The organism is Burkholderia pyrrocinia (assembly GCF_018417535.1).
Lineage (GTDB): Bacteria > Pseudomonadota > Gammaproteobacteria > Burkholderiales > Burkholderiaceae > Burkholderia > Burkholderia pyrrocinia_E.
The window spans coordinates 1,347,356-1,370,837 of sequence record NZ_CP070977.1; the positions used below are offsets into that span (position 1 = coordinate 1,347,356).

Annotated in this window: 16 protein-coding genes; 7 read left to right on the forward strand and 9 right to left on the reverse strand. The window is 65.2% G+C overall.

The features are described from left to right. The first annotated feature begins 5 nt into the window (after window positions 1-5). From JYG32_RS06365 to JYG32_RS06375, 3 genes are all read left to right on the forward strand, one after another. Complete coding sequence (locus JYG32_RS06365; protein ID WP_213265018.1) at window positions 6-1,430, forward strand: collagen-like triple helix repeat-containing protein; 1,425 nt, start codon at window positions 6-8, stop codon at window positions 1,428-1,430. A 142-nt stretch (window positions 1,431-1,572) separates the two neighbouring features. After that, entirely contained in the window at window positions 1,573-3,258 is a 1,686-nt protein-coding gene (locus JYG32_RS06370; RefSeq protein WP_174381462.1) for a ShlB/FhaC/HecB family hemolysin secretion/activation protein, read from the forward strand. A gap of 166 nt (window positions 3,259-3,424) precedes the next feature. Next, complete coding sequence (locus JYG32_RS06375) at window positions 3,425-3,886, forward strand: DUF2147 domain-containing protein (RefSeq protein ID WP_213265019.1); 462 nt, start codon at window positions 3,425-3,427, stop codon at window positions 3,884-3,886. Between the two features lie 102 nt (window positions 3,887-3,988). Here the strand turns inward: JYG32_RS06375 and JYG32_RS06380 are convergent, their stop codons facing one another. The 6 genes from JYG32_RS06380 to typA form a co-directional block, all read right to left on the reverse strand. Further along, the gene (locus JYG32_RS06380) at window positions 3,989-4,399 is read right to left on the reverse strand and encodes a transposase (protein ID WP_174381460.1); all 411 of its coding nucleotides are present in this window, start codon (window positions 4,397-4,399) and stop codon (window positions 3,989-3,991) included. A 144-nt stretch (window positions 4,400-4,543) separates the two neighbouring features. Next, window positions 4,544-5,641: a cell division protein ZapE gene (gene zapE / locus JYG32_RS06385; RefSeq protein WP_096470789.1), complete on the reverse strand. Its 1,098-nt coding sequence runs from the start codon at window positions 5,639-5,641 to the stop codon at window positions 4,544-4,546. A gap of 98 nt (window positions 5,642-5,739) precedes the next feature. Next, window positions 5,740-7,170, reverse strand: a complete 1,431-nt coding sequence (gene lpdA, locus JYG32_RS06390) for a dihydrolipoyl dehydrogenase (RefSeq protein WP_213265020.1) — start codon at window positions 7,168-7,170, stop codon at window positions 5,740-5,742. A gap of 83 nt (window positions 7,171-7,253) precedes the next feature. Next, on the reverse strand, window positions 7,254-8,528 hold the full coding sequence (gene odhB, locus JYG32_RS06395; protein WP_213265021.1) for a 2-oxoglutarate dehydrogenase complex dihydrolipoyllysine-residue succinyltransferase: 1,275 nt from the start codon (window positions 8,526-8,528) through the stop codon (window positions 7,254-7,256). A gap of 135 nt (window positions 8,529-8,663) precedes the next feature. Further along, complete coding sequence (locus JYG32_RS06400; RefSeq protein WP_174381457.1) at window positions 8,664-11,528, reverse strand: 2-oxoglutarate dehydrogenase E1 component; 2,865 nt, start codon at window positions 11,526-11,528, stop codon at window positions 8,664-8,666. 319 nt (window positions 11,529-11,847) lie between these two features. After that, the gene (gene typA, locus JYG32_RS06405; RefSeq protein ID WP_174381456.1) at window positions 11,848-13,674 is read right to left on the reverse strand and encodes a translational GTPase TypA; all 1,827 of its coding nucleotides are present in this window, start codon (window positions 13,672-13,674) and stop codon (window positions 11,848-11,850) included. Window positions 13,675-14,002: 328 nt separating this feature from the next. Between typA and JYG32_RS06410 the strand changes: the two genes are divergently transcribed. The 4 genes from JYG32_RS06410 (at window position 14,003) to JYG32_RS06425 (ending at window position 18,936) form a co-directional block, all read left to right on the forward strand. Beyond that, window positions 14,003-14,494 (forward strand): MarR family winged helix-turn-helix transcriptional regulator, encoded by a 492-nt coding sequence (locus JYG32_RS06410; protein WP_213265022.1) that lies wholly within the window; start codon window positions 14,003-14,005, stop codon window positions 14,492-14,494. Window positions 14,495-14,581: 87 nt separating this feature from the next. Beyond that, window positions 14,582-16,078 (forward strand): efflux transporter outer membrane subunit, encoded by a 1,497-nt coding sequence (locus JYG32_RS06415; RefSeq protein WP_213265023.1) that lies wholly within the window; start codon window positions 14,582-14,584, stop codon window positions 16,076-16,078. A gap of 52 nt (window positions 16,079-16,130) precedes the next feature. Next, window positions 16,131-17,348, forward strand: a complete 1,218-nt coding sequence (locus tag JYG32_RS06420; protein ID WP_174381454.1) for an efflux RND transporter periplasmic adaptor subunit — start codon at window positions 16,131-16,133, stop codon at window positions 17,346-17,348. Between the two features lie 28 nt (window positions 17,349-17,376). After that, window positions 17,377-18,936: a DHA2 family efflux MFS transporter permease subunit gene (locus tag JYG32_RS06425; protein WP_213265024.1), complete on the forward strand. Its 1,560-nt coding sequence runs from the start codon at window positions 17,377-17,379 to the stop codon at window positions 18,934-18,936. 97 nt (window positions 18,937-19,033) lie between these two features. Here JYG32_RS06425 and truB read toward each other — a convergent pair whose 3' ends face one another. From truB to infB, 3 genes are all read right to left on the reverse strand, one after another. Then, window positions 19,034-19,966: a tRNA pseudouridine(55) synthase TruB gene (gene truB, locus JYG32_RS06430; protein ID WP_213265025.1), complete on the reverse strand. Its 933-nt coding sequence runs from the start codon at window positions 19,964-19,966 to the stop codon at window positions 19,034-19,036. A 13-nt stretch (window positions 19,967-19,979) separates the two neighbouring features. Then, window positions 19,980-20,378 (reverse strand): 30S ribosome-binding factor RbfA, encoded by a 399-nt coding sequence (gene rbfA, locus JYG32_RS06435; RefSeq protein WP_174381451.1) that lies wholly within the window; start codon window positions 20,376-20,378, stop codon window positions 19,980-19,982. A 115-nt stretch (window positions 20,379-20,493) separates the two neighbouring features. Further along, window positions 20,494-23,439 (reverse strand): translation initiation factor IF-2, encoded by a 2,946-nt coding sequence (gene infB, locus JYG32_RS06440; RefSeq protein ID WP_213265026.1) that lies wholly within the window; start codon window positions 23,437-23,439, stop codon window positions 20,494-20,496. Between the last annotated feature and the right edge of the window lie 43 nt (window positions 23,440-23,482).

Consider the following 23,482-nt stretch of genomic DNA (forward strand, 5'->3'; position numbering starts at 1 on the left):
CCTTCATGTCCCAGCAACGTTCCCTCACGACGACCGCCCTGCGCCAGTGGCGCGCGCCCCTCACCGCCTTCGCCGCAGCCTGCCTGCTGGCCGCCTGCGGCGGCGGCGGTGTCAGCTCGCCGCCGACCAGCAGCAACAACGGCTCGTCCAGCGGCACCAGCGGTACGTCCGGCACGAGCGGCACCAGCGGCACGACCACCGGCACCAAAGGTGTCGTCAGCACGGTCGGCCAGACGGCCACCGACCTCGGCAGCACGGTCGGCAACATCAGCCTGCCGGGCCTCGGCGACGGCGTGACGAAGGGCGTCGGCAGCACGCTCTCCAGCACCGGCACGATCGTCGGCGCAGCCGCCGATGCGGTGAGCAACGGGCTGGGACAGATCGGCTCGACGAAGGATCCGGTCGGCACGACGGTTGCCGGTCTCGGCAATGTCGTCGGCGCGACGAGCAACACGGTGTCCGGCCTGAGTTCGACGGTCAAGGCGCTCGGCACGGGCCCGCTCGCGCCGCTCGCCCCCGTCACCACCCCGGTCGGCACCGTGCTCGACACGGTCGCCAACGGCCTGACGGCCGCCGGCACGACGATCGGCTCGACGCTGTCGTCGGGTGCCGTGCAGCAGGTCACGCAGCCGCTCAGCTCGGCGATCACGCCGCTCGTGATCACCGCCGGCCAGGTCACGCAACAGGTCGGCACGACGACCGGCCTCGGCCAACCCGTGTCGGGACTGCTCGGCCAGGTCGGCGGCGCGATCAGCTCTGCCGGCAAGCAGGTCGGTAGCACATCGAACCAGCCGCTCGTCGGCGATGTCGGTCAGCTCGTGACCGTGGTCGGCAACACCGTGACCAACGCGGGCGGCCTCGTCAACCCGAACGGCCCGAACGGTGCGGCACCGATCCCCGGCCTGATCACGAGCCTCGTCGGCGGCTCGACGGCTAACGTCCAGAGCGGCACGTCGTCGGGCTCCGGTTCGACGAACCCGCTCGGCGGCCTGCTGTCGGGTCTCGGCTCGACGCCGCTCGGCTCGCTCACGGGCGCACTCGGTGGCGCAACGGGCGGCACGAGCAGCGGCCCGCTCGCTCCGGTCACCGGCCTCGTCTCGACGGTGACCGGCGCACTGAGTGGCGCGGCAGGCGGTAGCGGCGGCCCGCTCGCCCCGGTCACGAATCTCGTGTCGACTGTAACGGGCACGCTCGGCGGCGCAACGGGTGGCGCAGGCAGTGCAAACCCTCTCGCGCCCGTCACCGGTTTGCTGAATACTGTCACCGGAGCGGTCGGCGGTGCGACAGGATCCGGGGGCTCGAGCCCGCTCGCGCCGATCACGTCGCTGGTCGGCAGCGCGTCGGGTACGGCATCGTCGGGTGGCAGTTCGACAGGCCTGCTGGCACCGGTAACGGGGTTGCTGGGCACGCTGGGTAGCGTTGGCAAGTAAGGAGGACGGTCGCGCCTTCGCAGCCGGTGCGGATGGCGCGGCCGTAAATACAACCGGCATTGCGGCACGCGGCGCGCGACACCCTGGTGTCGCGCGCCTGCATTAGAAAGAAGCTGAAAAGCAAGGCCTACGAGGAAGAACAATGAAATCCAGACTCGACAGATGGATGATGCTGCTCGCCATCGCGGCAGCAAGCACGGCACATGCACAAACGCGCGTCGCGGGTAACCCGCTCGACTCCCTTCCCCAGATCAACGCACCGAAGACGGGCCCGAACGTCACCGTGCAGGTCGCACCCCAGGCACCGCAACTGCAGGAACTGCTGTCGCGACACCTGACGCCGACGACGTTCCAGGTCGAAGGCGTGAAGTCGGTGCCGTTCGAGGAAATCTCGCGTCGCTTCACGCCCCTCGTCGGCAAGGACATCACGATCGGCCAGTTGATCGAAACCGCCAACGGCGTGACGAAGCTGTACCAGGATCGCGGCTACGCGCTGTCGTTCGCGTTCGTTCCCGCGCAAACGTTCGAGAACGGCGTCGTGCGCGTCACGGTCGTCGAAGGCTATGTGTCCGACGTCAAGGTCACCGGCAAGCCCGGCGCGATGGAACCGAAGATTCGCGCGATCGCCGCGCATATCACTGCGGATCGCCCGCTGCGCCGCGCGACGTTCGAGCGCTACGTGAACACGTTCGGCCTGCTGCCCGGCCTCACGGTGAAGGCGAATGTGCCGCCGCCGCAAACCACCGACGGCGCAACGACGCTCGAACTCGCGGTCGACCGCAAGCCGTTCAACGTCAGCACCGGTATCGACTTCAACCACCCGGGCGTCCAGGGCCTCATCACCGCGACCGAAAACGGCCTCACGTCGTTCGGCGAGCAGCTGAGCATCTCCGCGCTGGCGCCGCCGGGGCGCGACAAGCAGACCTACTTCGCGTTCAGCGGCGCGGTGCCCGTCGGCAGCAGCGGCCTGATCACGCGCCTCGACGCGAGCACCTATCGCGGCAAGCCGACCAACAACCCGGGTTTGCCGTCGTATGTCGAGCGCACCGTCAAGAACGAGAAGCTCGGTCTTTCGGCATCCTATCCGTTGCTGCTGAACAACCAGCGCAGCCTGCTCGGCACCGTGTCGGGCTATGCATCGCACAACGAGGACCGTTACCAGAACCAGATCAACGGCGCGACGCTCGACACCCGCTCGCAGGTCCGCGTGCTGCAGATGCAGCTCGACTACACCAGCGTTTCGTCGAAACAGGTACAGAAGCTGAGCGTCAACGTCGCGAAGGGGTTCAACATCCTCGGCGCGTCGAAAGCGCAGGACGTGACCGTCGGCACGACGACGACCTCGGTCGACAGCCCGATTTCGCTGACCTTCGTCCGCACCGGCGCGACCTTCACGCAAACCAACGAATGGCCGTTCCGGATCGGCACGTCGGTTTCGCTGACCGGGCAATACAGCCCTGACTCGCTGCCGACATCCGAACAGATCTCGTTCGGCTCGACCCGCTATGCGCTCGGCTACCAGCCCGGCGAAACGTCGGGCGACTCGGGCTGGGGGATGTCGCTGGAGGTCAACCGTGGCTTCACGCCGGGCTGGACGTATCTGAAATCCATCACGCCGTACATCGCATACGACATGGCGCGCGTCTACCTGCATGCGGGCACGCCGTCGCCGAGCCGCCTGTCGTCGGTCGGCATCGGCGTGCGGTTCACGGACAGCCGTTACTACAGTCTCGACCTGAACGTCGCGAAACCGGTTGGCGACGCCCCCGTCGAAAGCGCATCGCGCAGCCCGCGCATCAACGCCGCATTCTCGTATCAGCTCAACTGATCGGTCAGCAGGCAGCCCGCGTCATGCGGGCTGTTTCGATTAGAGTCCCCTCTATCAAACTTGGCGCGCGGTTTCACGTATTCTGGCGAAGCTCGCAACATGCCCGCCCCATGCAGACGGTCGTGCGAGCGAATCGAACACGACATGCAAAACAAGGAGGATGACAATGATTCAACTGACCCGCCCGTTGCGTGCAATCGCCGTCGCCGGCGCACTGCTCGCCTGCGCAGCACCCACGTTCGCGCAAGCCGACAACCCCATCGGCATGTGGCAGACGATCGACGACAACACCCATCAGCCGAAGGCACTCGTGCAGATCGCCGAGGACGGCGACGGATCGCTGGCGGGCAAGGTCGTCAAGGGCCTCGGCGCGAACGATACGCCCGATCGCCGCTGCACCGCCTGCACGGACGAGCGCAAGGATCAGCTCATCAAGGGCATGACGATCATCAAGGCGATGAAGAAGGAAGGCGATCACTGGGACGGCGGCAACATTCTCGACCCGGAGAACGGCAAGGTCTACAAGTGCAAGATGACGCTTGAAGACGGCGGCCAGAAGCTCGTCGTACGCGGTTATATCGGCGTGTCGCTGCTTGGCCGGTCGCAGACCTGGGTTCGCCAGCAGTAACGCGGCACGCGCCGAAACGCGCGGCTCAATGAAAAATCGGCCTGCGACGAAGTCGTCAGGCCGATTTTCTTTTGGCGCGTGCGTAGAAGCAAACGACGGACATCACGCCGCGTGCTTCAGTGCGTCCGGCGCATAACCACCCGGTGCGCGACACGCGGGCGCCACACTGCTGCGCGCCTCCGCTGCCTTCGATTGCGCGTGCTTGCGCATCCGTGTGGACAACTCGTTGCACAGATTCACGCCCGAGTCGCCATAAAGCTCACGCATCACGTTCAACAACGTGCCCGTCTCGTGCCAGACCTTGAAGCGGCGATGGCATGTCTGATACGAAGGGTAACGGCGCGGCATGGCGGACCACGTTGCGCCGCTGTAGATCACCCAGAGCACGCCGTTCAGAACAGCACGCGTATTGGCTAGCGGTCGGCCGCGCAACTCGGTGCGCGGCTGCATTTCGGGCAGAAGCGGCACGACGCAGCGCCACTCATGGTCGGTCAGATCGCGATACGGTGTCATGGACATCTCCAGCCTTGGTAACCATGACACAACGATATCGGCTCACCTCAACAATGAATATAAGACAAATCCGAAAATACCCTGGGATTCGATGAATTTGACCGGAATTGACGTTTGAATCGCGCCAATTGCCGGAAATCGCAATCAGGTCAGCGACGTATCGACGATGCGGCGCGGCGTTTCGAGATACTCCTTCGACTGCATCTCGACGATACGCGAGACCGTGCGCGCAAATTCGTTGGCCATCGGGCCTTCCACGTACAACTGCTCCGCCGGCACCGCCGCGGACATCAGCAGCTTGACCTTGTGGTCGTACAGCACGTCGATCAGCCAGGTGAAGCGGCGCGCCTCGGACGCCATCCGCGGCGACATCTGCGGCACCTCGGACAGCACGATCGCGTGAAAGCGGCTCGCGAGTTCGAGATAGTCGTTCTGCGATCGCGGACCGCCGCACAGCGTCGCGAAGTCGAACCATACGACGCCGTCCGCCTTGCGCAGCGCCTTCAGTTCGCGCTTCTCGATATGCAGGATCGGGCTCTCGTCGGGTACCGCGGCGAGCTTCGCGAATGCATGGCGCAGTTCGCGATCGGCGTCGGCGCCGAGCGGCGTGTGATACATCTTCACCTGCGCGAGCGTGCGCTGGCGATAGTCGACGCCCGCGTCGACGTTGAGCACGTCGAGCTTGTCCTTGATCAGCGCGATCGCCGGCAGCATGCGGTCGCGATGCAGGCCGTCCGGATACAGGTCGTCGGGATCGTAGTTGGACGTCATCACGAACTGCACGCCGTTGTTGAACAGGCGATCGAGCAGACGGTACAGGATCATCGCGTCGGCGATGTCCGACACGTGGAACTCGTCGAAGCAGATCAGCCGGTAGCGCTTCGCGATGCGCCGCGCGAGTTCGTCGAGCGGATCGGCCTGCCCTTTCAGTTCCTCGAGCTCGCGGTGCACTTCGCGCATGAATTCGTGGAAATGCAGGCGCGTCTTGCGCTGCACGGGTACGACCGCGTAGAAGCTGTCCATCAGGAAGCTCTTGCCGCGACCGACGCCGCCCCACATGTAGACGCCGCGCGGGAGGTCCGGATGAATGATGAGCTTCTTGAACGCGTTCGATCGGCGCGCCTTGTATTCGACCCACTCGTCGAAACAGCGCTGCAGGCGATCGACGGCCGCGCGCTGCGCGGGGTCGGACTGATAGCCGCGCGTGGTCAGTTCGCGCGTGTAGTATTCGGTGACGTTCATCGGGCAAACCGGAAAGAACGAAGGCGAGCGGGAAACCCCGCCCGCCTTCGTCATCAAACGGCGGCGCCGGCCGGACGCCGGCCGGCGCGATACCGCGCTTAGCTGTTCAGCGAACGCTTGTCGACGGCGAGCGCCGCTTCGCGCATCACTTCCGACATCGACGGGTGCGGATGGCAGATGCGAGCGATGTCTTCCGACGCCGCCTTGAACTCCATCGCCACCACGGCTTCCGCGATCAGGTCCGACGCGTTCGCGCCGATCACGTGCACGCCGAGCAGTTCGTCGGTCTTCGCGTCTGCAATCATCTTCACGAAACCGTCCGGCGCGTTCATGCCGAGCGCGCGGCCGTTGATCGAGAACGGGAACTTGCCCGACTTGATCTCGCGGCCTTCCGCCTTCAGTTGCTGCTCCGTCTTGCCGACCCACGCGATTTCCGGGTACGTGTAGATCACCCACGGAATGCAGTTGTAGTCGATGTGCGGCTTCTGGCCGTCGATCACTTCCGCGACCAGCACGCCTTCGTCTTCCGCCTTGTGCGCGAGCATCGGGCCGCGCACCACGTCGCCGATCGCGTAGACGTTCGGCACCGCCGTGCGGCAGTGGTCGTCAACGTCGATGAAGCCGCGCTCGTTCGCCTTCAGGCCGATTGCCTCGAGGCCGAGGTTGTCGGTGTTCGGCACGCGGCCGACCGACACGATCAGGCGGTCGGCGTCGAGCGTCTGCGGGTTGCCGTCCTTGTCCGTGTAGGCGATCGACACGCTGTCCGCGGTCGTCTTCACTTCGCCGATCTTCACGCCGAGATGAATGTCGAGGCCTTGCTTCTTGAACAGCTTCGCCGCTTCCTTCGCGAGCGCGTCGTCGGCTGCGCCGAGGAACGCCGGCAGCGCTTCGAGCACCGTCACTTCGGCGCCCAGGCGACGCCACACCGAACCGAGCTCGAGGCCGATCACGCCTGCGCCGATCACGGCGAGCTTCTTCGGCACCGAGTCGAACGTCAGCGCGCCTTCGTTGTCCGACACGATCTTGTTGTCGACCGGGATGCCCGGCAGGTGACGTGCCTTCGAGCCCGTCGCGATGATCACGTTCTTCGCGGTGACGACTTCGGCTTCCCCCTCACCGCTCACTTCGATCTGCACGCCGGCGTCGGTCTTGCCGGCGAACTTGCCGTGGCCCTTCAGCCAGGTGATCTTGTTCTTCTTGAACAGGAACTCGATACCGGACGTCATCTTCTCGACGATCGCGTCCTTGCGGCCGATCATCTTCGCGATGTCGATCTTCACGCCGTCGACCGCGATGCCGTGGTCGGCCAGGTGGTGCGACGCGTTCTCGAACTCTTCCGACGAGGCGAGCAGCGCCTTCGACGGGATGCAGCCGACGTTCAGGCAGGTGCCGCCGAGCTTCAGCGCGCCGACCGGGTTCTTCCACTTCTCGATACAGGCAACGGTCTTGCCCAGTTGAGCGGCGCGGATCGCGGCGATGTAACCGCCGGGGCCGGCGCCGATCACGACGACGTCAAATTCCTTGGACATGGCAATCCTTTCTTCTTGTGCCTCCGCACGGGCGGCGCGGGTCGCGCGCCCGTGCGGAGCGGGTCAATGCGGTGGAACTCGGCTTACAGGTCGAGCAGCAGGCGTGCCGGATCCTCGAGCGCATCCTTCATCGCGACGAGCGACAGCACCGCTTCGCGGCCGTCGATGATCCGGTGGTCGTACGACAGCGCGAGGTAGTTGATCGGACGGATCACGATCTGGCCGTTTTCGACGACCGGACGCTCCTTCGTCGCGTGCACGCCGAGGATTGCCGATTGCGGCGGGTTGATGATCGGGGTCGACAGCATCGAGCCGAACACGCCGCCGTTCGAGATCGAGAACGTACCGCCCGTCATTTCCTCGATCGACAGCTTGCCGTCCTTCGCCTTCTGGCCGAATTCGGCGATCTTCTTTTCGATGTCGGCGAGGCTCAGTTGATCCGCGTTGCGCAGGATCGGCACCACGAGGCCGCGCGGCGAGCCGACGGCGATACCGATGTCGAAGTAGCCGTGGTAGACGATGTCGTTACCGTCGATCGACGCGTTCACGAGCGGGAACTTCTTCAGCGCATGCACGGCCGCCTTCACGAAGAACGACATGAAGCCGAGCTTCACGCCATGCTCCTTCTCGAACTTGTCCTTGTACTTGTTGCGCAGTTCCATGACCGGAGCCATGTTGACTTCGTTGAACGTCGTCAGGATCGCGTTGGTCTGCTGCGATTCGAGCAGACGCTCGGCGATACGCGCACGCAGGCGCGACATCGGCACGCGCTGTTCCGGACGGTCGTTCAGCCAGGCCGTCGCCGACGCCGGCACCTTCACTTCCGGCAGCGACGGCTTCGCGGCGGCCTTGGCCGGTGCGGCGGCCGGAGCAGCCTTCGGTGCGCTACCCGCGGCCAGCGCGTCGCCCTTCGTGACGCGGCCGTCGCGGCCCGAACCAGCGACGTCGCCCGCCGACAGGCCCTTCTCGGCCAGCAGCTTCGATGCGGCCGGCGATGCGGCAGCCGAGCTCGATGCCGATGCGGCGACCGGCTGTGCTGCCGGTGCGGCTGCAGCAGGCGCTGCTGCCGGCTTGACTTCGGCGGCGCCTGCCGCTGCTTCGGCTGCACCTGCCTTCGCTTCGGTGTCGATCGTCGCGATCAGTTGATCGGCAACCACCGTGTCACCGTCGTTCTGCAGCACTTGCGCGAGCACGCCCGCGGCCGGTGCCGGCACTTCGAGCACGACCTTGTCGGTCTCGAGTTCGATCAGGATTTCGTCCTGCGCGACTGCTTCGCCCGGCTTCTTCTTCCACTGCAGCATGGTGGCTTCCGAAACCGACTCCGAAAGCTGGGGGACTTTGACTTCTACGATAGCCATGTGATTTTCCTGGATGCTTAATCTGGGTAATGACGAGGTTCGTGCGATTCCTTCGGCCGGTGCGGCGCGCGACGCGCCCGGCGGGCCAAAAGAGACGGGAAAGCGCAGCGCGCCTTCCCGTTTCGCTTCCGTCGGTTATTTCGCGATCGATGCGCTCTTCAGGCGGCCGAATGCACCTTCGATCAGGGCCTTCTGCTGCTCGTAGTGCTTCGCGTAGTAGCCAACCGCCGGCGAGGCCGAAGCCGGACGGCCGCTGTATGCCAGCTTCTGCCCTTCCTTCATGCCTTCCTTCAGATGGTGCTCGACGTAGAACCAGGGGCCCTGGTTCTGCGGCTCGTCCTGCACCCAGACCACTTCAGTCGCGTTCTCGTACTTCTTCATTTCGGTTTCGAACTGCTTGTGCGCGAACGGATACAGCTGCTCGATACGGATGATCGCGACGTCGTTCGCCTTCGCTTCGCGGCGATGTGCGACGAGGTCGTAATACACGCGGCCCGAGCATGCCAGCACGCGCTTGACCTTCTTCGCGTCGATGCCGCCGTCGGTTTCGCCCAGCACCGGCTGGAACGAACCCTTCGCCAGTTCCGACAGGTCCGACACCGCTTCCTTGTGACGCAGCAGCGACTTCGGCGTGGCGACGATCAGCGGCTTGCGGAACAGGCGGATCATCTGGCGACGCAGCAGGTGGAAGATCTGCGCCGGCGTCGTCGGCTGGACGACCTGCATGTTGTGATCCGCGCACAGTTGCAGGAAACGCTCGATACGGGTCGACGAGTGTTCCGGACCCTGGCCTTCGTAGCCGTGCGGCAGCAGCATCGTGAGACCCGACACGCGGCCCCACTTCACTTCGCCCGACGAGATGAACTGGTCGATCACGACCTGCGCGCCGTTGACGAAGTCGCCGAACTGCGCTTCCCACAGCACGAGCGTGTTCGGCTCGGCGGTCGAGTAACCGTATTCGAAGCCCAGCACGGCTTCTTCCGACAGCACCGAGTCGATCACCGTGAACTTCGCCTGGCCTTCGGCGATGTTCTGCAGCGGCACGTACGTGCCGTCGTTCCAGCGCTCGCGGTTCTGGTCGTGCAGCACCGCGTGACGGTGCGTGAACGTGCCGCGACCCGAATCCTGGCCCGTCAGGCGCACCGAGTAGCCCGATGCGACGAGCGACGCGAACGCGAGGTGCTCGCCCATGCCCCAGTCGAGCGGCTGGTCGCCGCGCGCCATGTTGCGGCGGTCGTTGATCACGCGCTCGACGAGCGGGTGGACCTTGAAGTTTTCCGGGACCGTCGTGATGCGTTCGCCGAGGCGTTTCAGTTCGGCGAGCGGCACGGCCGTATCAGCCGCGTCCGTCCACTTGCGGTTCAGGAACGGCACCCAGTCGACCGCGTACTTGCTCTTGTAGTTCGACAGGACCGGGTCGACCGTGTGGTGACCGTCGTCCATCGCCTTGCGGTACGCCTTCACGTAGTTGTCGGCGTCTTCCGCGGTGATCACGCCCTGCTGCACGAGCTTCTCGGCGTACAGCGCACGGGTGCCCGGGTGCTGCGCGATCTTCTTGTACATCAGCGGCTGCGTGACGGCCGGCGTGTCCTGCTCGTTGTGACCCAGCTTGCGGAAGCAGACGATGTCGATCACGACATCCTTGTGGAACTGCATCCGGTAATCGATCGCGATCTGCGTCGCGAGGATCACGGCTTCCGGATCGTCGCCGTTCACGTGCAGCACCGGCGCCTCGATCATCTTGACGACGTCGGTACAGTACAGCGTCGAACGCGCATCGCGCGGGTCGGACGTCGTGAAGCCGATCTGGTTGTTGATGACGATGTGCAGCGTGCCGTGCGTGCCGTAACCGCGCGTCTGCGCGAGGTTCAGCGTTTCCATCACGACGCCCTGGCCCGCGAAGGCCGCGTCGCCGTGGATCTGCACCGGCAGCACCTGCAGGCCGTCTTCGTCGCCGCGGCGGTCCATCCGCGCCTTCGCGGAACCTTCGACCACCGGGTTGACGATTTCGAGGTGCGACGGGTTGAACGCGAGCGACAGGTGCACCGGGCCGCCTTCCGTCGACACGTCCGACGAGAAGCCCTTGTGATACTTCACGTCGCCGGCCGGCAGATCGTCGACGTGCTTGCCTTCGAATTCGGCGAACAGGTCGGCCGGCATCTTGCCGAGCGTGTTGACCAGCACGTTCAGGCGGCCGCGGTGGGCCATGCCGATGATGATTTCCTGCACGCCGCGCTTGCCCGCGTGCTGGACGACTTCGTCCATCGCCGCGATGAAGCTTTCGCCGCCTTCGAGCGAGAAGCGCTTCTGGCCGACGTACTTGGTGTGCAGGTAGCGCTCGAGGCCTTCAGCGGCCGTCAGGCGATTCAGGATGTGCTTCTTCTCGTCTGTCGAGAAATTCGGCGTCGCGCGGGTCGACTCCAGACGCTCCTGCCACCAGCGCTTCTGCTCCGGATCGCTGATGTACATGTACTCGGCGCCGATCGTGCCGCAGTACGTGTCGCGCAGACCCTTGACGATGTCGCGCAGCGAAGCCTGGTCGAAACCGAAATACAGGTTGCTCGCGCTGTACGTCTGGTCCAGGTCGCCTTCGGAGAAGTCGTAGAACGCGGGTTCGAGTTCGGGAATGGCGGGACGTTCGCGACGCTTCAGGGGATCCAGATTGGCCCATTGCGAACCAAGGAAGCGATATGCGCTGATGAGGGACTGGACGTGAACCTGCTTGCGCGCCGCAGCCAGATTGGTGCCGCTTTCGCGCGGGATGAAGGCATTGGCCTTCGCACGCTCGGCAAACGATTCGACGATCGGGAAATGCGCGACGTCATTGGCATTCGAACCGTCCGTTGCAGGCACATTCTGCAGCGCGTCGAAATACTCTCGCCAGTTCTCTGGCACTGACGCCGGATTGTTGAGGTATGCATCGTACAGTTCTTCAACGTACGAAGCATTGCCGCCGAACAGATAGGAGTTCAGCTGAAACTGCTTCATTACATCTGACATTTTACGCTCACCTTTCTTCGAGCTTCTCGAGAAATAGCGGGTTGCTCAACCTTCCGCGACACGGCCTGACCGTTTAGCGGATTGCGAATCAAGTCTTGCTTGGAAGGACCTAAAACTTGCGTGCGCGCAGCATATCACAGAACCGATACCGGAGTTCACGGCGAAATGTGCCCGAAAGCACCGCGCGGCGGGGTTTTGCCGGATTGCCACGACCCTCGGGAACAGTGTTTTGCAGGCAACCCGATTGCGCATCGCGCAGATGCAAAAAAGGCTGCCCCGAGGCAGCCTTTTCCGTCATGCACGGGAACGGTCGAAACGCTTAGTCGACCGCGCCTTCGCGGCTCGCGCGGCGACGCTCGTGCTCCTTCAGGAAGCGCTTGCGCAGGCGGATCGACTGCGGCGTCACCTCGACGAGCTCGTCTTCATCGATGAACTCGACCGCGTATTCCAGCGACATCTGGACCGGCGGCACGAGACGCACGGCTTCGTCGGTGCCCGACGCACGCACGTTGGTCAGCTGCTTGCCCTTGATCGGGTTCACGACGAGGTCGTTGTCGCGGCTGTGGATGCCGATGATCATGCCCTCATACAGCGCGTCGCCCGGCTTCACGAACATGCGGCCGCGATCCTGCAGCTTCCACAGTGCGTACGCCACGGCGGCACCGTCGTCCTGCGAGATCAGCACGCCGTTGCGGCGCTCGCCGACCGAGCCGTCCTTGACCGGTGCGTACGAGTCGAAGATGTGGCTCATCAGGCCCGTGCCGCGCGTGAGCGTCAGGAATTCGCTCTGGAAGCCGATCAGGCCGCGCGCCGAGATCTTGTATTCCAGACGCGTGCGGCCGCGGCCGTCCGACGCCATGTCGAGCATCTCGCCCTTGCGGCGACCGAGCTCTTCCATCACGCCGCCCTGGTGCTCGTCCTCGACGTCGACCGTCAGCAGTTCGTACGGCTCGTGCTTCGCGCCGTCGATTTCCTGCATCACGACGCGCGGACGCGACACGGCCAGCTCGTAGCCTTCGCGGCGCATGTTCTCGACGAGAATCGTCAAGTGCAGTTCGCCGCGGCCCGACACTTCGAACACCGTTTCGTCGCCGGTGTCCTTCACGCGCAGCGCGACGTTGTGGTTCAGTTCCTTCATCAGGCGGTCGCGGATCTGGCGGCTCGTCACGAACTTGCCTTCGCGGCCGGCGAGCGGCGACGAGTTGACGAGGAAGTTCATCGTCAGCGTCGGCTCGTCGACGGTGATCATCGGCAGCGCTTCCGGCGTATCCACCGCGCAGATCGTCGCGCCGATGCCGACATCTTCAATACCGTTGATCAGCACGATGTCGCCCGCCTCGGCCGAGTCGACCTGCACGCGCTCGAGGCCCTTGAACGACAGCACCTGGTTGATCTTGCGGCTCAGCACGTCGCCTTCCGGGCCGAAGCGCATCACCACCGGCTGGCCCGGCTTGATGCGACCGCGCGTGATGCGGCCGACGCCGATCCGGCCGACGTACGTCGAATAGTCGAGCGACGTGATCTGGAGCTGCAGCGGCGCTTCCGGATCGGCCGGGCGGACCGGCACGTGCGCGAGGATCGCCTCGAACAGCGGGCGCATGTCGCCTTCACGCGTGGCCGGGTCGAGCGACGCATAGCCGTTCAGGCCCGATGCGTAGACGATCGGGAAGTCGAGCTGCTCTTCGGTTGCACCGAGCTTGTCGAACAGGTCGAAGGTCTGGTTGATGACCCAGTCGATCCGCGCGCCCGGACGGTCGATCTTGTTGACGACGACGATCGGCTTCAGGCCGAGCGCGAGCGCCTTCTTCGTGACGAAGCGCGTCTGCGGCATCGGGCCCTCGACCGCGTCGACGAGCAGCAGCACCGAGTCGACCATCGACAGCACGCGCTCCACCTCGCCACCGAAATCCGCGTGCCCCGGCGTGTCGACGATGTTGATGTGCGTGCCTTCGTACTCGACCGCGCAGTTCTTCGCGAGAATCGTGATCCCGCGCTCCTTTTCGATGTCGTTCGAGTCCATCACCCGCTCCGCAATCTGCTGGTTCTCGCGGAAGGTGCCGGACTGGCGAAGCAGTTGGTCGACGAGCGTAGTCTTGCCGTGGTCGACGTGGGCGATGATGGCGATATTGCGAAGGGCGCGGGTCATAGAAACCTGGAAATCGTTTGAACGCGCAAACGCGCCCGCTCGTTTTTCACGGGCGCGCGCATTTTGCAGCTTGGAAAGCCACAAATTATAGCACGTGAGAATGTCGAGAGCTGGCCGGCACGTTGCGACGCAGCACACCGCGCCAACCCGCCCCCTCCTCGAGCGCCCAAATCGGCCGACGGCCCTGCCGCCCGCAGGCCGAAAACCTTATCGACCGAAGGGATTCTTGCAACACGAAGCACGCCCATTGCCGTTCGATTAACATTTGCCGCGGCAAGCAATTGTACCTATACTACTGCCTAGTCAACTATTGCAGCTTCAGGGTTTTATGTCGGATTCTCCTACCCAACCGCCCGTTTCGCCGCTTTCGTCGTATCAGATGAACGACAGCGTCGGTTATCTGATGTCGCGCGTGAAGTCGGTGATGACCAACCTCGTCACGCAACGCACGCAGGAAGAGCTCGGCATCACGGGCACGCAGGCGAGCATGCTGTTCATGATCGCGGTCGGCAAGTGCTCGACGGCCGCCGAGCTCGCGCGCGAATACGGGATCGACGCGAGCGCGGTCACGCGCCTGCTCGACCGGGTCGAGAAACGCGGCCTGCTGTCCCGCGTGCGCAGCATCGAGGATCGGCGGGTCGTGCGCCTCGAGCTGACCGACGAAGGCCGCGCGCTTGCCGAGCGGTTGCCGCCGGTGTTCCGCAGCGTGCTCGACCAGCTGCTGGACGGGTTTACGCCGGAAGAAGTCGGGTTCCTGAAGAGCATGCTGCGCCGCATTCTCAGCAACTATTGCGAGACGGCCGGCGGCAGCATCACGTAATAGTTGCCATAACAATTACTTTTGAAAGATTAATGTAAGGAAATCCTTGCAGTGTCCATCATTCATTCCGAGTCAGGGGTCAGCGCGATGAAATCCTCCCCGTTGTCCGTGCGCACCGGGTCGTGCCGCGCCGCCGTCGCCGCCGCGGTCGCCGCACTGGCGCTGGCGGGCTGCGCGAATTACATCGGCATCAAGAGCGACAAGCAGATCGCCCCCGCGTCGCAATTCGAATCCGCCCAAAGCTTGCCGGCCCAGGGCGGCCAGTGGCCGGCGCTCGACTGGGTCAACCAGTTTGGCGATCCGCAATTGCCGAAGCTGATCGACGAAGCCCTCCAGGGCAATCCGTCGATCGCGCAGGCGCAGGCACGTATCGCAAAGGCGTCGTCGTACATCGAATCGTCGCGTTCGAACCTGCTGCCGAAGGCCGAAGCCAGCTACTCGTGGACGCGCGAGCTGTATTCGTCGAACGCGCTGTTCCCGCCCCCGTTCGGCGGCCAGTGGTACAGCGAGAACAACGTGCTCGCGAGCGCATCGTGGGAACTCGACCTGTGGGGCAAGAACCGCGAACGCCTGCACACCGCCGTGTCGCAGGAAAAGGCCGCCGAAGCCGACATGCAGCAGGCGCGCATCACGCTCGCGTCGTCGGTCGCGCGTACCTATAACTCGCTCGCGCAACTCTATGCGCTGCGCGACATCGCGCAACGCGAGATCTCCAACCGCGAGACAGTCGGCAAGATCACCGACGGCCGAGTCTCGGCCGGCCTCGATACCAACGTCGAACGCCAGACGGCCCGCGGCAATATCGCGACGACGCAGGCTTCGCTGTCGGATCTCGACGGCCAGATCACGACGGTGCGCTACCAGCTCGCCGCGCTGCTCGGCAAGGGTCCGGATCGCGGGCTGCAGATCGCGGCGCCCGTGATGAACCCGAGCGGCGAGGTCGCCCTGCCCGGCAACCTGCCGGCCGATCTCGTCTCGCGCCGCCCCGACATCGTCGCCGCGCGCTGGCAGGTCGAGGCCGCGATGCACGACGTGAAGGAAGCGAAGGCCGAGTTCTACCCCGACGTGAACCTAGCGGCCGGCTTCGGCTTCGATGCGTTCGGCTGGGGCAAATTCCTGAACTTCGCGAGCCGCCAGGCACAGTTCGGCCCGGCGATCCACCTGCCGATCTTCGACGGCGGCGCGCTGCGCGCCCAGCTCAAGGGCCGTTATGCGGACTTCGACCTGTCGGTGGCGAACTACAACCAGACGCTGATCAGCGCGCTGAACGACGTCGCGACGCAGGTCGCGTCGATCCGCGCGGTCGATCGCCAGATGGGCGACGCGCAACGCGCGCTCGACGCATCGACGCGCGCATACGATCTCGCCGTGATCCGCTACAAGGCCGGCCTGTCGCCGCAACTGCAGGTGCTGACCGCGGACAGCAACCGCCTCGCATCGGAGCAGACGGTGACCAACCTGAAGATGCGCCGGCGCGACATGCAGCTCGCGCTGATCAAGGCGCTGGGCGGCGGGTTCGACGCGACCGGCACGCCGCTCGCCGCGCCCGACGCCGACAAGCCGACAAAACAGGCCGCCAACTGATCCGGCGCCACCACTACGCAGACACTCGAAATAACGGACGGAGAAAATCGCCATGAGCGACCCTCAACAAAACGCCGCCAGCGCACAGCCGCAAAGCAACGGAAAGCGCAAACGGATGATGACGCTGCTCGTCGCGGTCATCGTGATCGCGGCCATCGCGTACGGCCTGTACTACTTCCTCGTCGCCCGCTTCCATGAAGGGACCGACGACGCGTACGTGAACGGCAACGTCGTGCAGATCACGCCTCAGGTCACCGGCACCGTGATCGCCGTGAAGGCCGACGATACGCAGACGGTCAAGGCCGGCGACCCGCTGGTCGTGCTCGACCCGGCCGACTCGCAGGTCGCGCTGCAGCAGGCGGAAGCCAACCTCGCGCAGACGGTGCGCCAGGTGCGCGGCCTGTTCGTCAACGACGATCAGTACCGCGCGCAGGTCGCGCTGCGCCAGTCCGACCTGTCGAAGGCCGACGACGACCTGCGCCGCCGCATGGCCGTCGCGCAGACGGGCGCCGTGTCGCAGGAAGAGATCTCGCACGCACGTGACGCCGTGAAGGCCGCGCAAGCGTCGCTCGATGGCGCGCAACAGCAGCTCGCATCGAACCGCGCGCTGACCGCGAACACGACGATCGCATCGCACCCGAACGTGCTCGCCGCAGCGGCGAAGGTTCGCGACGCCTACCTCGCGAACGCGCGTAACGTGCTGCCCGCGCCGGTCACCGGCTACGTCGCGAAGCGCTCGGTGCAGGTCGGCCAGCGCGTGTCGCCGGGCACGCCGCTGATGTCGGTGGTGCCGCTGAATGCCGTGTGGGTCGACGCGAACTTCAAGGAAGTCCAGCTCAAGCACATGCGCATCGGCCAGCCGGTCGAACTGACGGCCGACATCTACGGCTCGTCGGCCGTGTACCACGGCAAGGTCGTCGGCTTCTCCGCCGGCACGGGCTCGGCGTTCTCGCTGCTGCCGGCGCAGAACGCGACCGGCAACTGGATCAAGGTCGTGCAGCGCCTGCCGGTGCGTATCGAACTCGATCCGAAGGATCTCGACAAGCATCCACTGCGCATCGGCCTGTCGATGCAGGTCGACGTGGACATCAAGGACGAACGCGGCAACCAGCTCGTCAACGCACCGAACACCGTCTACGAAACCAGCGTGTTCGCGAAGTACGGCGACGAAGCCGACGCCGAAATCGCGCGCATCATCGCCGCAAACGCCGGCGGCAACGCGTCGGCGCCGGTCGCGGCGAAGCAAGGCAGCGCCGCGAAGATGATGTAACCGCTCCGACTCCGGAAAAACAACCGACATGGCACAGGCTCCTGCCTCCTACCCGCCCTTGCAGGGCGGGCAACTCATACTCGGGACGATTGCGGTGTCGCTCGCGGTGTTCATGAACGTGCTCGACACGTCCATCGCGAACGTCGCGATCCCGACCATCTCGGGCGACCTCGGCGTGTCGTCCGACCAGGGCACGTGGGTCATCACGTCGTTCGCGGTCGCGAACGCGATCTCGGTGCCGCTGACGGGCTGGCTGACCGACCGTTTCGGGCAGGTCCGCCTGTTCCTCGCATCGATCATCCTGTTCGTCATCTCGTCGTGGATGTGCGGGCTCGCGCCGAGCCTGCCGTTCCTGCTCGCGTCGCGCGTCCTCCAGGGTGCGGTCGCGGGGCCGATGATTCCGCTGTCGCAATCGCTGTTGCTGTCGAGCTATCCGCGCGCGAAGGCACCGATGGCGCTCGCGCTATGGTCGATGACGACACTGATCGCGCCGGTCGCGGGCCCGATCCTCGGCGGCTGGATCTCGGACAACTACTCGTGGCCGTGGATCTTCTACGTGAACATCCCGGTCGGCATCGCCGCCGCGCTCGCCACGTGGTCGATCTATCGCACGCGCGAATCGACGGTGCGCCGCGCGCCGATCGACGGCGTCGGCCTTGCGCTGCTCGTGCTGTGGGTCGGCTCGCTGCAGATCATGCTCGACAAGGGCAAGGATCTGGACTGGTTCGCATCGACGACGATCGTCGCGCTCGCGTTGATCGCGATCATCTCGTTCGCGTTCTTCGTGATCTGGGAACTGACCGCCGAGCACCCCGTCGTCGACCTGTCGCTGTTCCGCCGGCGCAACTTCACGGGCGGCACGATCGCGCTTGCGGTCGGTTACGGGCTCTACTTCGGCAACCTCGTGCTGCTGCCGCTGTGGCTGCAGACCCAGATCGGCTACACGGCGACCGACGCCGGCCTCGTGATGGCGCCGGTCGGGCTGTTCGCGATCCTGCTGTCGCCGCTGACCGGCAAGTTCCTGCCGCGCACCGACCCGCGCTACATCGCGACCGCCGCGTTTCTCATATTCGCGCTGTGCTTCTGGATGCGATCGGGCTACACGACGGGCGTCGACGAATGGTCGCTCACGCTGCCGACGCTCGTGCAGGGCGTCGCGATGGCCGGCTTCTTCATTCCGCTCGTGTCGATCACACTGTCCGGCCTCCCCGGCCACCGCATCCCGGCGGCGTCCGGTCTGTCGAACTTCGTGCGGATCATGTGCGGCGGCATCGGCACGTCGATCTTCCAGACTGCGTGGGATCATCGCAACAACTTCCACCACGCGCAGCTGGTCGAGCAGGCGAACGTGTACAACCCGACGTTCAACCAGGCCGTCACGCAGATGGGCAATCTCGGGCTGACGCAGGACCAGGCGCATGGCCTCATCAACAACCTGGCCACGCAGCAGGCCGCGCAGCTCGGCGTGAACGACCTGTTCTACATCTCGGCGGCAATCTTCGTGCTGCTGATTGCGCTGATCTGGATCACGAAGCCCGAACGCGCGGGCGGCGGCGATGCCGGTGCGGCGGCATCGGCAGCGCACTGAGCGTCACCTGACACCGCGCCGCCGCGCACCAAACAAAAAGCCCGGTCGATTTCGACCGGGCTTTTTCTTGCTCCGACGGCGCGTTCGCGCCGCGGCGTCAGGCGGCCGTCACGACAAGCCGTTCCGGTGCGAGCACGCCGTTCGCCTTGCGCGCCACGCCGAGCAGCCGCGTTGCGTCGTAGACGCGCACGCGTTCGCCATCCGCCGCATCGATCGGCCCGAGCTCCGACAGCGGCAGGCGCTGACCGTGCAGGAACCGCTTTGCACACGCATCGTCGAGTCGAACCGACGGAAACGTCGACAGCAATGCATCGACCGGCTGAAGCCACGCATCGCGCGCCGATTCATCGGCGTCCGACAGCGCATCGAGCGTCACCGCATGCTCGAGCGTCAGCGCGCCGACGCCCGTGCGGCGCAGCATCGTCAGATGCGCACCGCAACCGAGCGCTTCGCCGATATCCTCCGCCAGCGTGCGCACATAAGTGCCCTTGCTGCAGGTCACGCGAAACGTCACGTCGGGCAGCTCGCAGGCGAGCAGGTCGAGCGCATGGATCGTCACGTTGCGGCCTTCGCGCTCGACGGTCTGGCCCGCGCGTGCATATTCGTACAGCGGCTTGCCGTCACGCTTGAGCGCCGAATACATCGGCGGCACCTGCACGATCTCGCCGGTGAAACGCACGAGCGCGGCTTCCACCGCCGCGCGGTCGCATTCGACCGGCCGCGTGTCGATCACTTCGCCTTCCGCGTCGCCGGTGGTCGTGCGCAGGCCGAGACGCATCGTCGCTTCGTAGGTCTTGTCGGCCTCGAGCAGATCCTGCGAGAACTTCGTCGCCTCGCCGAAGCACAGCGGCAGCAGGCCCGAAGCCAGCGGATCGAGCGTGCCGGTGTGACCGGCTTTCTTCGCGAGAAGCAGCCGCTTCACGCGAATCAGCGCATCGTTGCTCGACAGGCCGACCGGCTTGTCGAGCAGGAGGACGCCGTCCAGCGCGCGCCGGGGCACACGCGGACGTTGGGATGCTGCATTCGTCATAGGCCGGTCGAACTCAGTCGTCCTTGGTGGGCGAGTCGGCCTCGTCGTCGTCCTTCGCGCGCGTCGAGTTCGCTTCCTTGATCAGGCGCGACATCTCGACGGCCTTTTCGATCGTCTGGTCGTAGTGGAAATGCAGCGTCGGCACCGTATGAATGTGCAGGCGCTTGAACAGCAGGTTGTGCAGGTGACCCGACGCATGGTTCAGCGCTTCCTGCGTCTTGGCCGGATCACCGGTCAGCGCCGTGAAGTAGACCTTCGCATGCGCGTAGTCCGGCGTGAGCTCCACGCTCTGGATGGTCACGATACCGACGCGCGGGTCTTTGACCTCGCGCATGATGAGTTCGGACAGATCACGCTGAATCTGGTCGGCGATCTGAACGTTGCGATTGGGGGAAGTACGTTTCCTGGACATGATCGATCCGTGATCGGTTTATCAGGATGAAGCGGCGGGCCATTGTTGGCACGCCACCATGAAAATGGGCGGGGCAAGCCCAAGCCTGCCCCGCCCATGAGCCGATGCGCGACGGTTACAGCGTACGCGCGACTTCGGTCACTTCGAAGACTTCGAACTGGTCGCCTTCCACGATGTCGTTGAAGTTCTTCACCGACATACCGCACTCGAAGCCTTGCTTCACTTCCTTCACGTCGTCCTTGAAGCGCTTCAGCGACTCGAGTTCGCCCGTGAAGATCACGACGTTGTTGCGCAGCACGCGAACCGACGACGAGCGCTTGACGATACCGTCCGTGACCATACAACCGGCGACCGCGCCGATCTTCGGCACCTTGAACACCTGGCGCACCTCGACCGTACCGGTGATGACTTCGCGCTTCTCCGGCGCCAGCATGCCGGACATCGCCGCCTTCACCTCATCCACCGCATCATAGATGATGTTGTAGTAGCGGATGTCGACACCATTGGCTTCCGCGAGCTTGCGCGCCTGCGCATCCGCACGCGTGTTGAAGCCGATGATGACGGCCTTCGACGCCGTTGCAAGGTTGACGTCGCTTTCGCTGATGCCGCCCACCGCGCCGTGCACGATCTGCACGCGCACTTCGTCGGTCGACAGCTTGAGCAGCGACTGCACGAGTGCTTCCTGCGAGCCCTGCACGTCGGCCTTGACGATAAGCGGCAGGTTCTGCACTTCGCCTTCGCCCATCTGCTCGAGCATGCTTTCCAGCTTCGCGGCCTGCTGCTTCGCGAGCTTCACGTCACGGAACTTGCCCTGACGGAACAGCGCGATTTCACGTGCCTTGCGCTCGTCCGGCAGCACGATCACTTCCTCGCCCGCACCCGGCACTTCCGACAGACCCTGGATTTCGACCGGGATCGACGGGCCGGCTTCCTTCGTCGGCTTGCCGTTCTCGTCGAGCATCGCGCGCACGCGGCCGTAGGCCGAGCCCGCGAGCACGATGTCGCCGCGGTTCAGCGTACCGGACTGCACGAGGATCGTCGCGACCGGGCCCTTGCCCTTGTCGAGCTTCGCTTCGATCACGAGGCCCTTGGCCGGCGCTTCGACCGGTGCCTTCAGTTCCAGCACTTCGGCCTGCAGCAGCACGTTCTCGAGCAGATCGTCGATACCCGCGCCCGTCTTCGCCGACACCGGCACGAACGGCGAGTCGCCACCGTACTCTTCCGGCACGACGCCTTCCGCGACCAGCTCCTGCTTGACGCGATCGGGGTTCGCTTCCGGCTTGTCGATCTTGTTGATCGCGACGACGATCGGCACGCCACCCGCCTTCGCGTGGGCGATCGCTTCCTTCGTCTGCGGCATCACGCCGTCGTCGGCCGCTACCACCAGCACCACGATGTCGGTCGCCTTCGCACCGCGTGCACGCATTGCCGTGAACGCCTCGTGACCCGGCGTATCGAGGAACGTGATGACGCCACGCGGCGTGTCGACGTGATACGCGCCGATGTGCTGCGTAATGCCGCCCGCTTCGCCCGCGGCAACCTTCGCGCGACGGATGTGGTCGAGCAGCGAGGTCTTGCCGTGGTCGACGTGACCCATCACCGTGACGACCGGCGGACGCGGCAGTTGCTCCGCATCGGTGGTCGTTTCGCCTTCGACGAGCAGTGCTTCCGGATCGTCCAGCTTCGCGGCAACCGCGCGATGGCCCAGTTCTTCGACGACGATCATCGCCGTTTCCTGGTCCAGCACCTGGTTGATCGTGACCATCTGGCCCATCTTCATCATCACCTTGATGACTTCCGAGGCCTTGATTGACATCTTGTGCGCGAGGTCGGCAACCGACACGGTTTCCGGCACGTGCACTTCACGCACGATCGGCTCGGTCGGCGCCTGGAACGACGATGCGCTGTCCTGGTGACGGCCACGGCCCTTCGGACCGCCGCGCCAGCCGCGATCGACGCCGCCGCTCGAATCGCCGCGCGTCTTGATGCCGCGGCGCTTCGCCGCGTCGTCCTGCCAGCCGCCCTTGCCTGCGCCCGGCTTCTTGTTGCGGTCGCCCGCGCCTGCCGGTGCCTGCGTGGTCGCCGGCGCTGCGCCGGCCGGCTTCTTTGCTGCAGCCGGACGCGCCGGCGTACCCGCACCTGCCGGCTTCGCCGGCTTGTGCAGCGTGCCCTTCGCTTCGGCCGGCTTCGGCGGCTCGACCGGCTTCGGCGGCTCGACCGCCTTGACCACGGCCTTGCGCGGCGTGTTCATCATTTCGCGAATCGCACGCGCTTCCGCCTCGGCGGCCGCGCGGCGCTTGCTGATCTCTTCCTGCTCGGCGCGCGCCTTGTCCGCTGCCTCGCGGGCAGCATCCTCGGCCTTCTTCGCCGCTTCGCGCTGCGCCGCACGTTCGGCAGCGGCGCGGGCTTCGGCGGCCGCGCGCGCTTCGTCCTGCGCGGACGGCGCGCTCGACGTTTCCTGCTCGGCCGCGGCGGCCTGCTGCGCTGCCACCTGCTGCTGTGCGACAGCGGCTTCGGCCGCGGCACGCTTCGCCGCAGCTTCTTCCTCGGCGCGACGGCGCTCGGCTTCGGCCGCTTCCTCGCGGGCGCGACGTTCGGCTTCCTCGCGCTCGAGGCGCTCCTGGCGCTCGCGCAGTTCCTGCGCCTGCTTCTCGAGCAGTTCGGCCTCGCGGCGCGCTTCTTCCTCGCGACGCTTCAGTTCCGCATCGTCGTCCGCTTCGGCGACCTGCGCCTGACCCTGTTCCGCACCATCGCTCACGTCGTCGCGCTTGACGAACGTGCGCTTCTTGCGGACCTCGACCTGAATGGTGCGAGCCTTGCCCGTCGCGTCAGATTGCTTGATCTCCGACGTATGCTTGCGGGTCAGCGTGATCTTGCGCTTGTCGCCGTCGGTTGCGCCGTGCGACTTGCGCAAATGATCGAGCAGACGCGCCTTGTCCGCTTCGGACAGCGCATCGTCTTCACTCGCTTTCTGGACGCCCGCTGCCTGCAGCTGTTCGAGCAGCACACCAGCAGGCATTTTCAGTTCCGCGGCAAATTGGGCTACGTTGTTACTCGCCATTCATTCCTCTTAGTGCAAGGACCGATTCCTTGCTGTTAGCATC

Coding starts and splice junctions, on each gene's coding strand:
- JYG32_RS06365 (WP_213265018.1), top strand. CDS start 6: ATGTCCCAGCAACGTTCCCTCACGACGACCGCCCTGCGCCAGTGGCGC.
- JYG32_RS06370 (WP_174381462.1), top strand. CDS start 1,573: ATGAAATCCAGACTCGACAGATGGATGATGCTGCTCGCCATCGCGGCA.
- JYG32_RS06375 (WP_213265019.1), top strand. CDS start 3,425: ATGATTCAACTGACCCGCCCGTTGCGTGCAATCGCCGTCGCCGGCGCA.
- JYG32_RS06380 (WP_174381460.1), bottom strand. CDS start 4,399: ATGACACCGTATCGCGATCTGACCGACCATGAGTGGCGCTGCGTCGTG.
- zapE (WP_096470789.1), bottom strand. CDS start 5,641: ATGAACGTCACCGAATACTACACGCGCGAACTGACCACGCGCGGCTAT.
- lpdA (WP_213265020.1), bottom strand. CDS start 7,170: ATGTCCAAGGAATTTGACGTCGTCGTGATCGGCGCCGGCCCCGGCGGT.
- odhB (WP_213265021.1), bottom strand. CDS start 8,528: ATGGCTATCGTAGAAGTCAAAGTCCCCCAGCTTTCGGAGTCGGTTTCG.
- JYG32_RS06400 (WP_174381457.1), bottom strand. CDS start 11,528: ATGTCAGATGTAATGAAGCAGTTTCAGCTGAACTCCTATCTGTTCGGC.
- typA (WP_174381456.1), bottom strand. CDS start 13,674: ATGACCCGCGCCCTTCGCAATATCGCCATCATCGCCCACGTCGACCAC.
- JYG32_RS06410 (WP_213265022.1), top strand. CDS start 14,003: ATGTCGGATTCTCCTACCCAACCGCCCGTTTCGCCGCTTTCGTCGTAT.
- JYG32_RS06415 (WP_213265023.1), top strand. CDS start 14,582: ATGAAATCCTCCCCGTTGTCCGTGCGCACCGGGTCGTGCCGCGCCGCC.
- JYG32_RS06420 (WP_174381454.1), top strand. CDS start 16,131: ATGAGCGACCCTCAACAAAACGCCGCCAGCGCACAGCCGCAAAGCAAC.
- JYG32_RS06425 (WP_213265024.1), top strand. CDS start 17,377: ATGGCACAGGCTCCTGCCTCCTACCCGCCCTTGCAGGGCGGGCAACTC.
- truB (WP_213265025.1), bottom strand. CDS start 19,966: ATGACGAATGCAGCATCCCAACGTCCGCGTGTGCCCCGGCGCGCGCTG.
- rbfA (WP_174381451.1), bottom strand. CDS start 20,378: ATGTCCAGGAAACGTACTTCCCCCAATCGCAACGTTCAGATCGCCGAC.
- infB (WP_213265026.1), bottom strand. CDS start 23,439: ATGGCGAGTAACAACGTAGCCCAATTTGCCGCGGAACTGAAAATGCCT.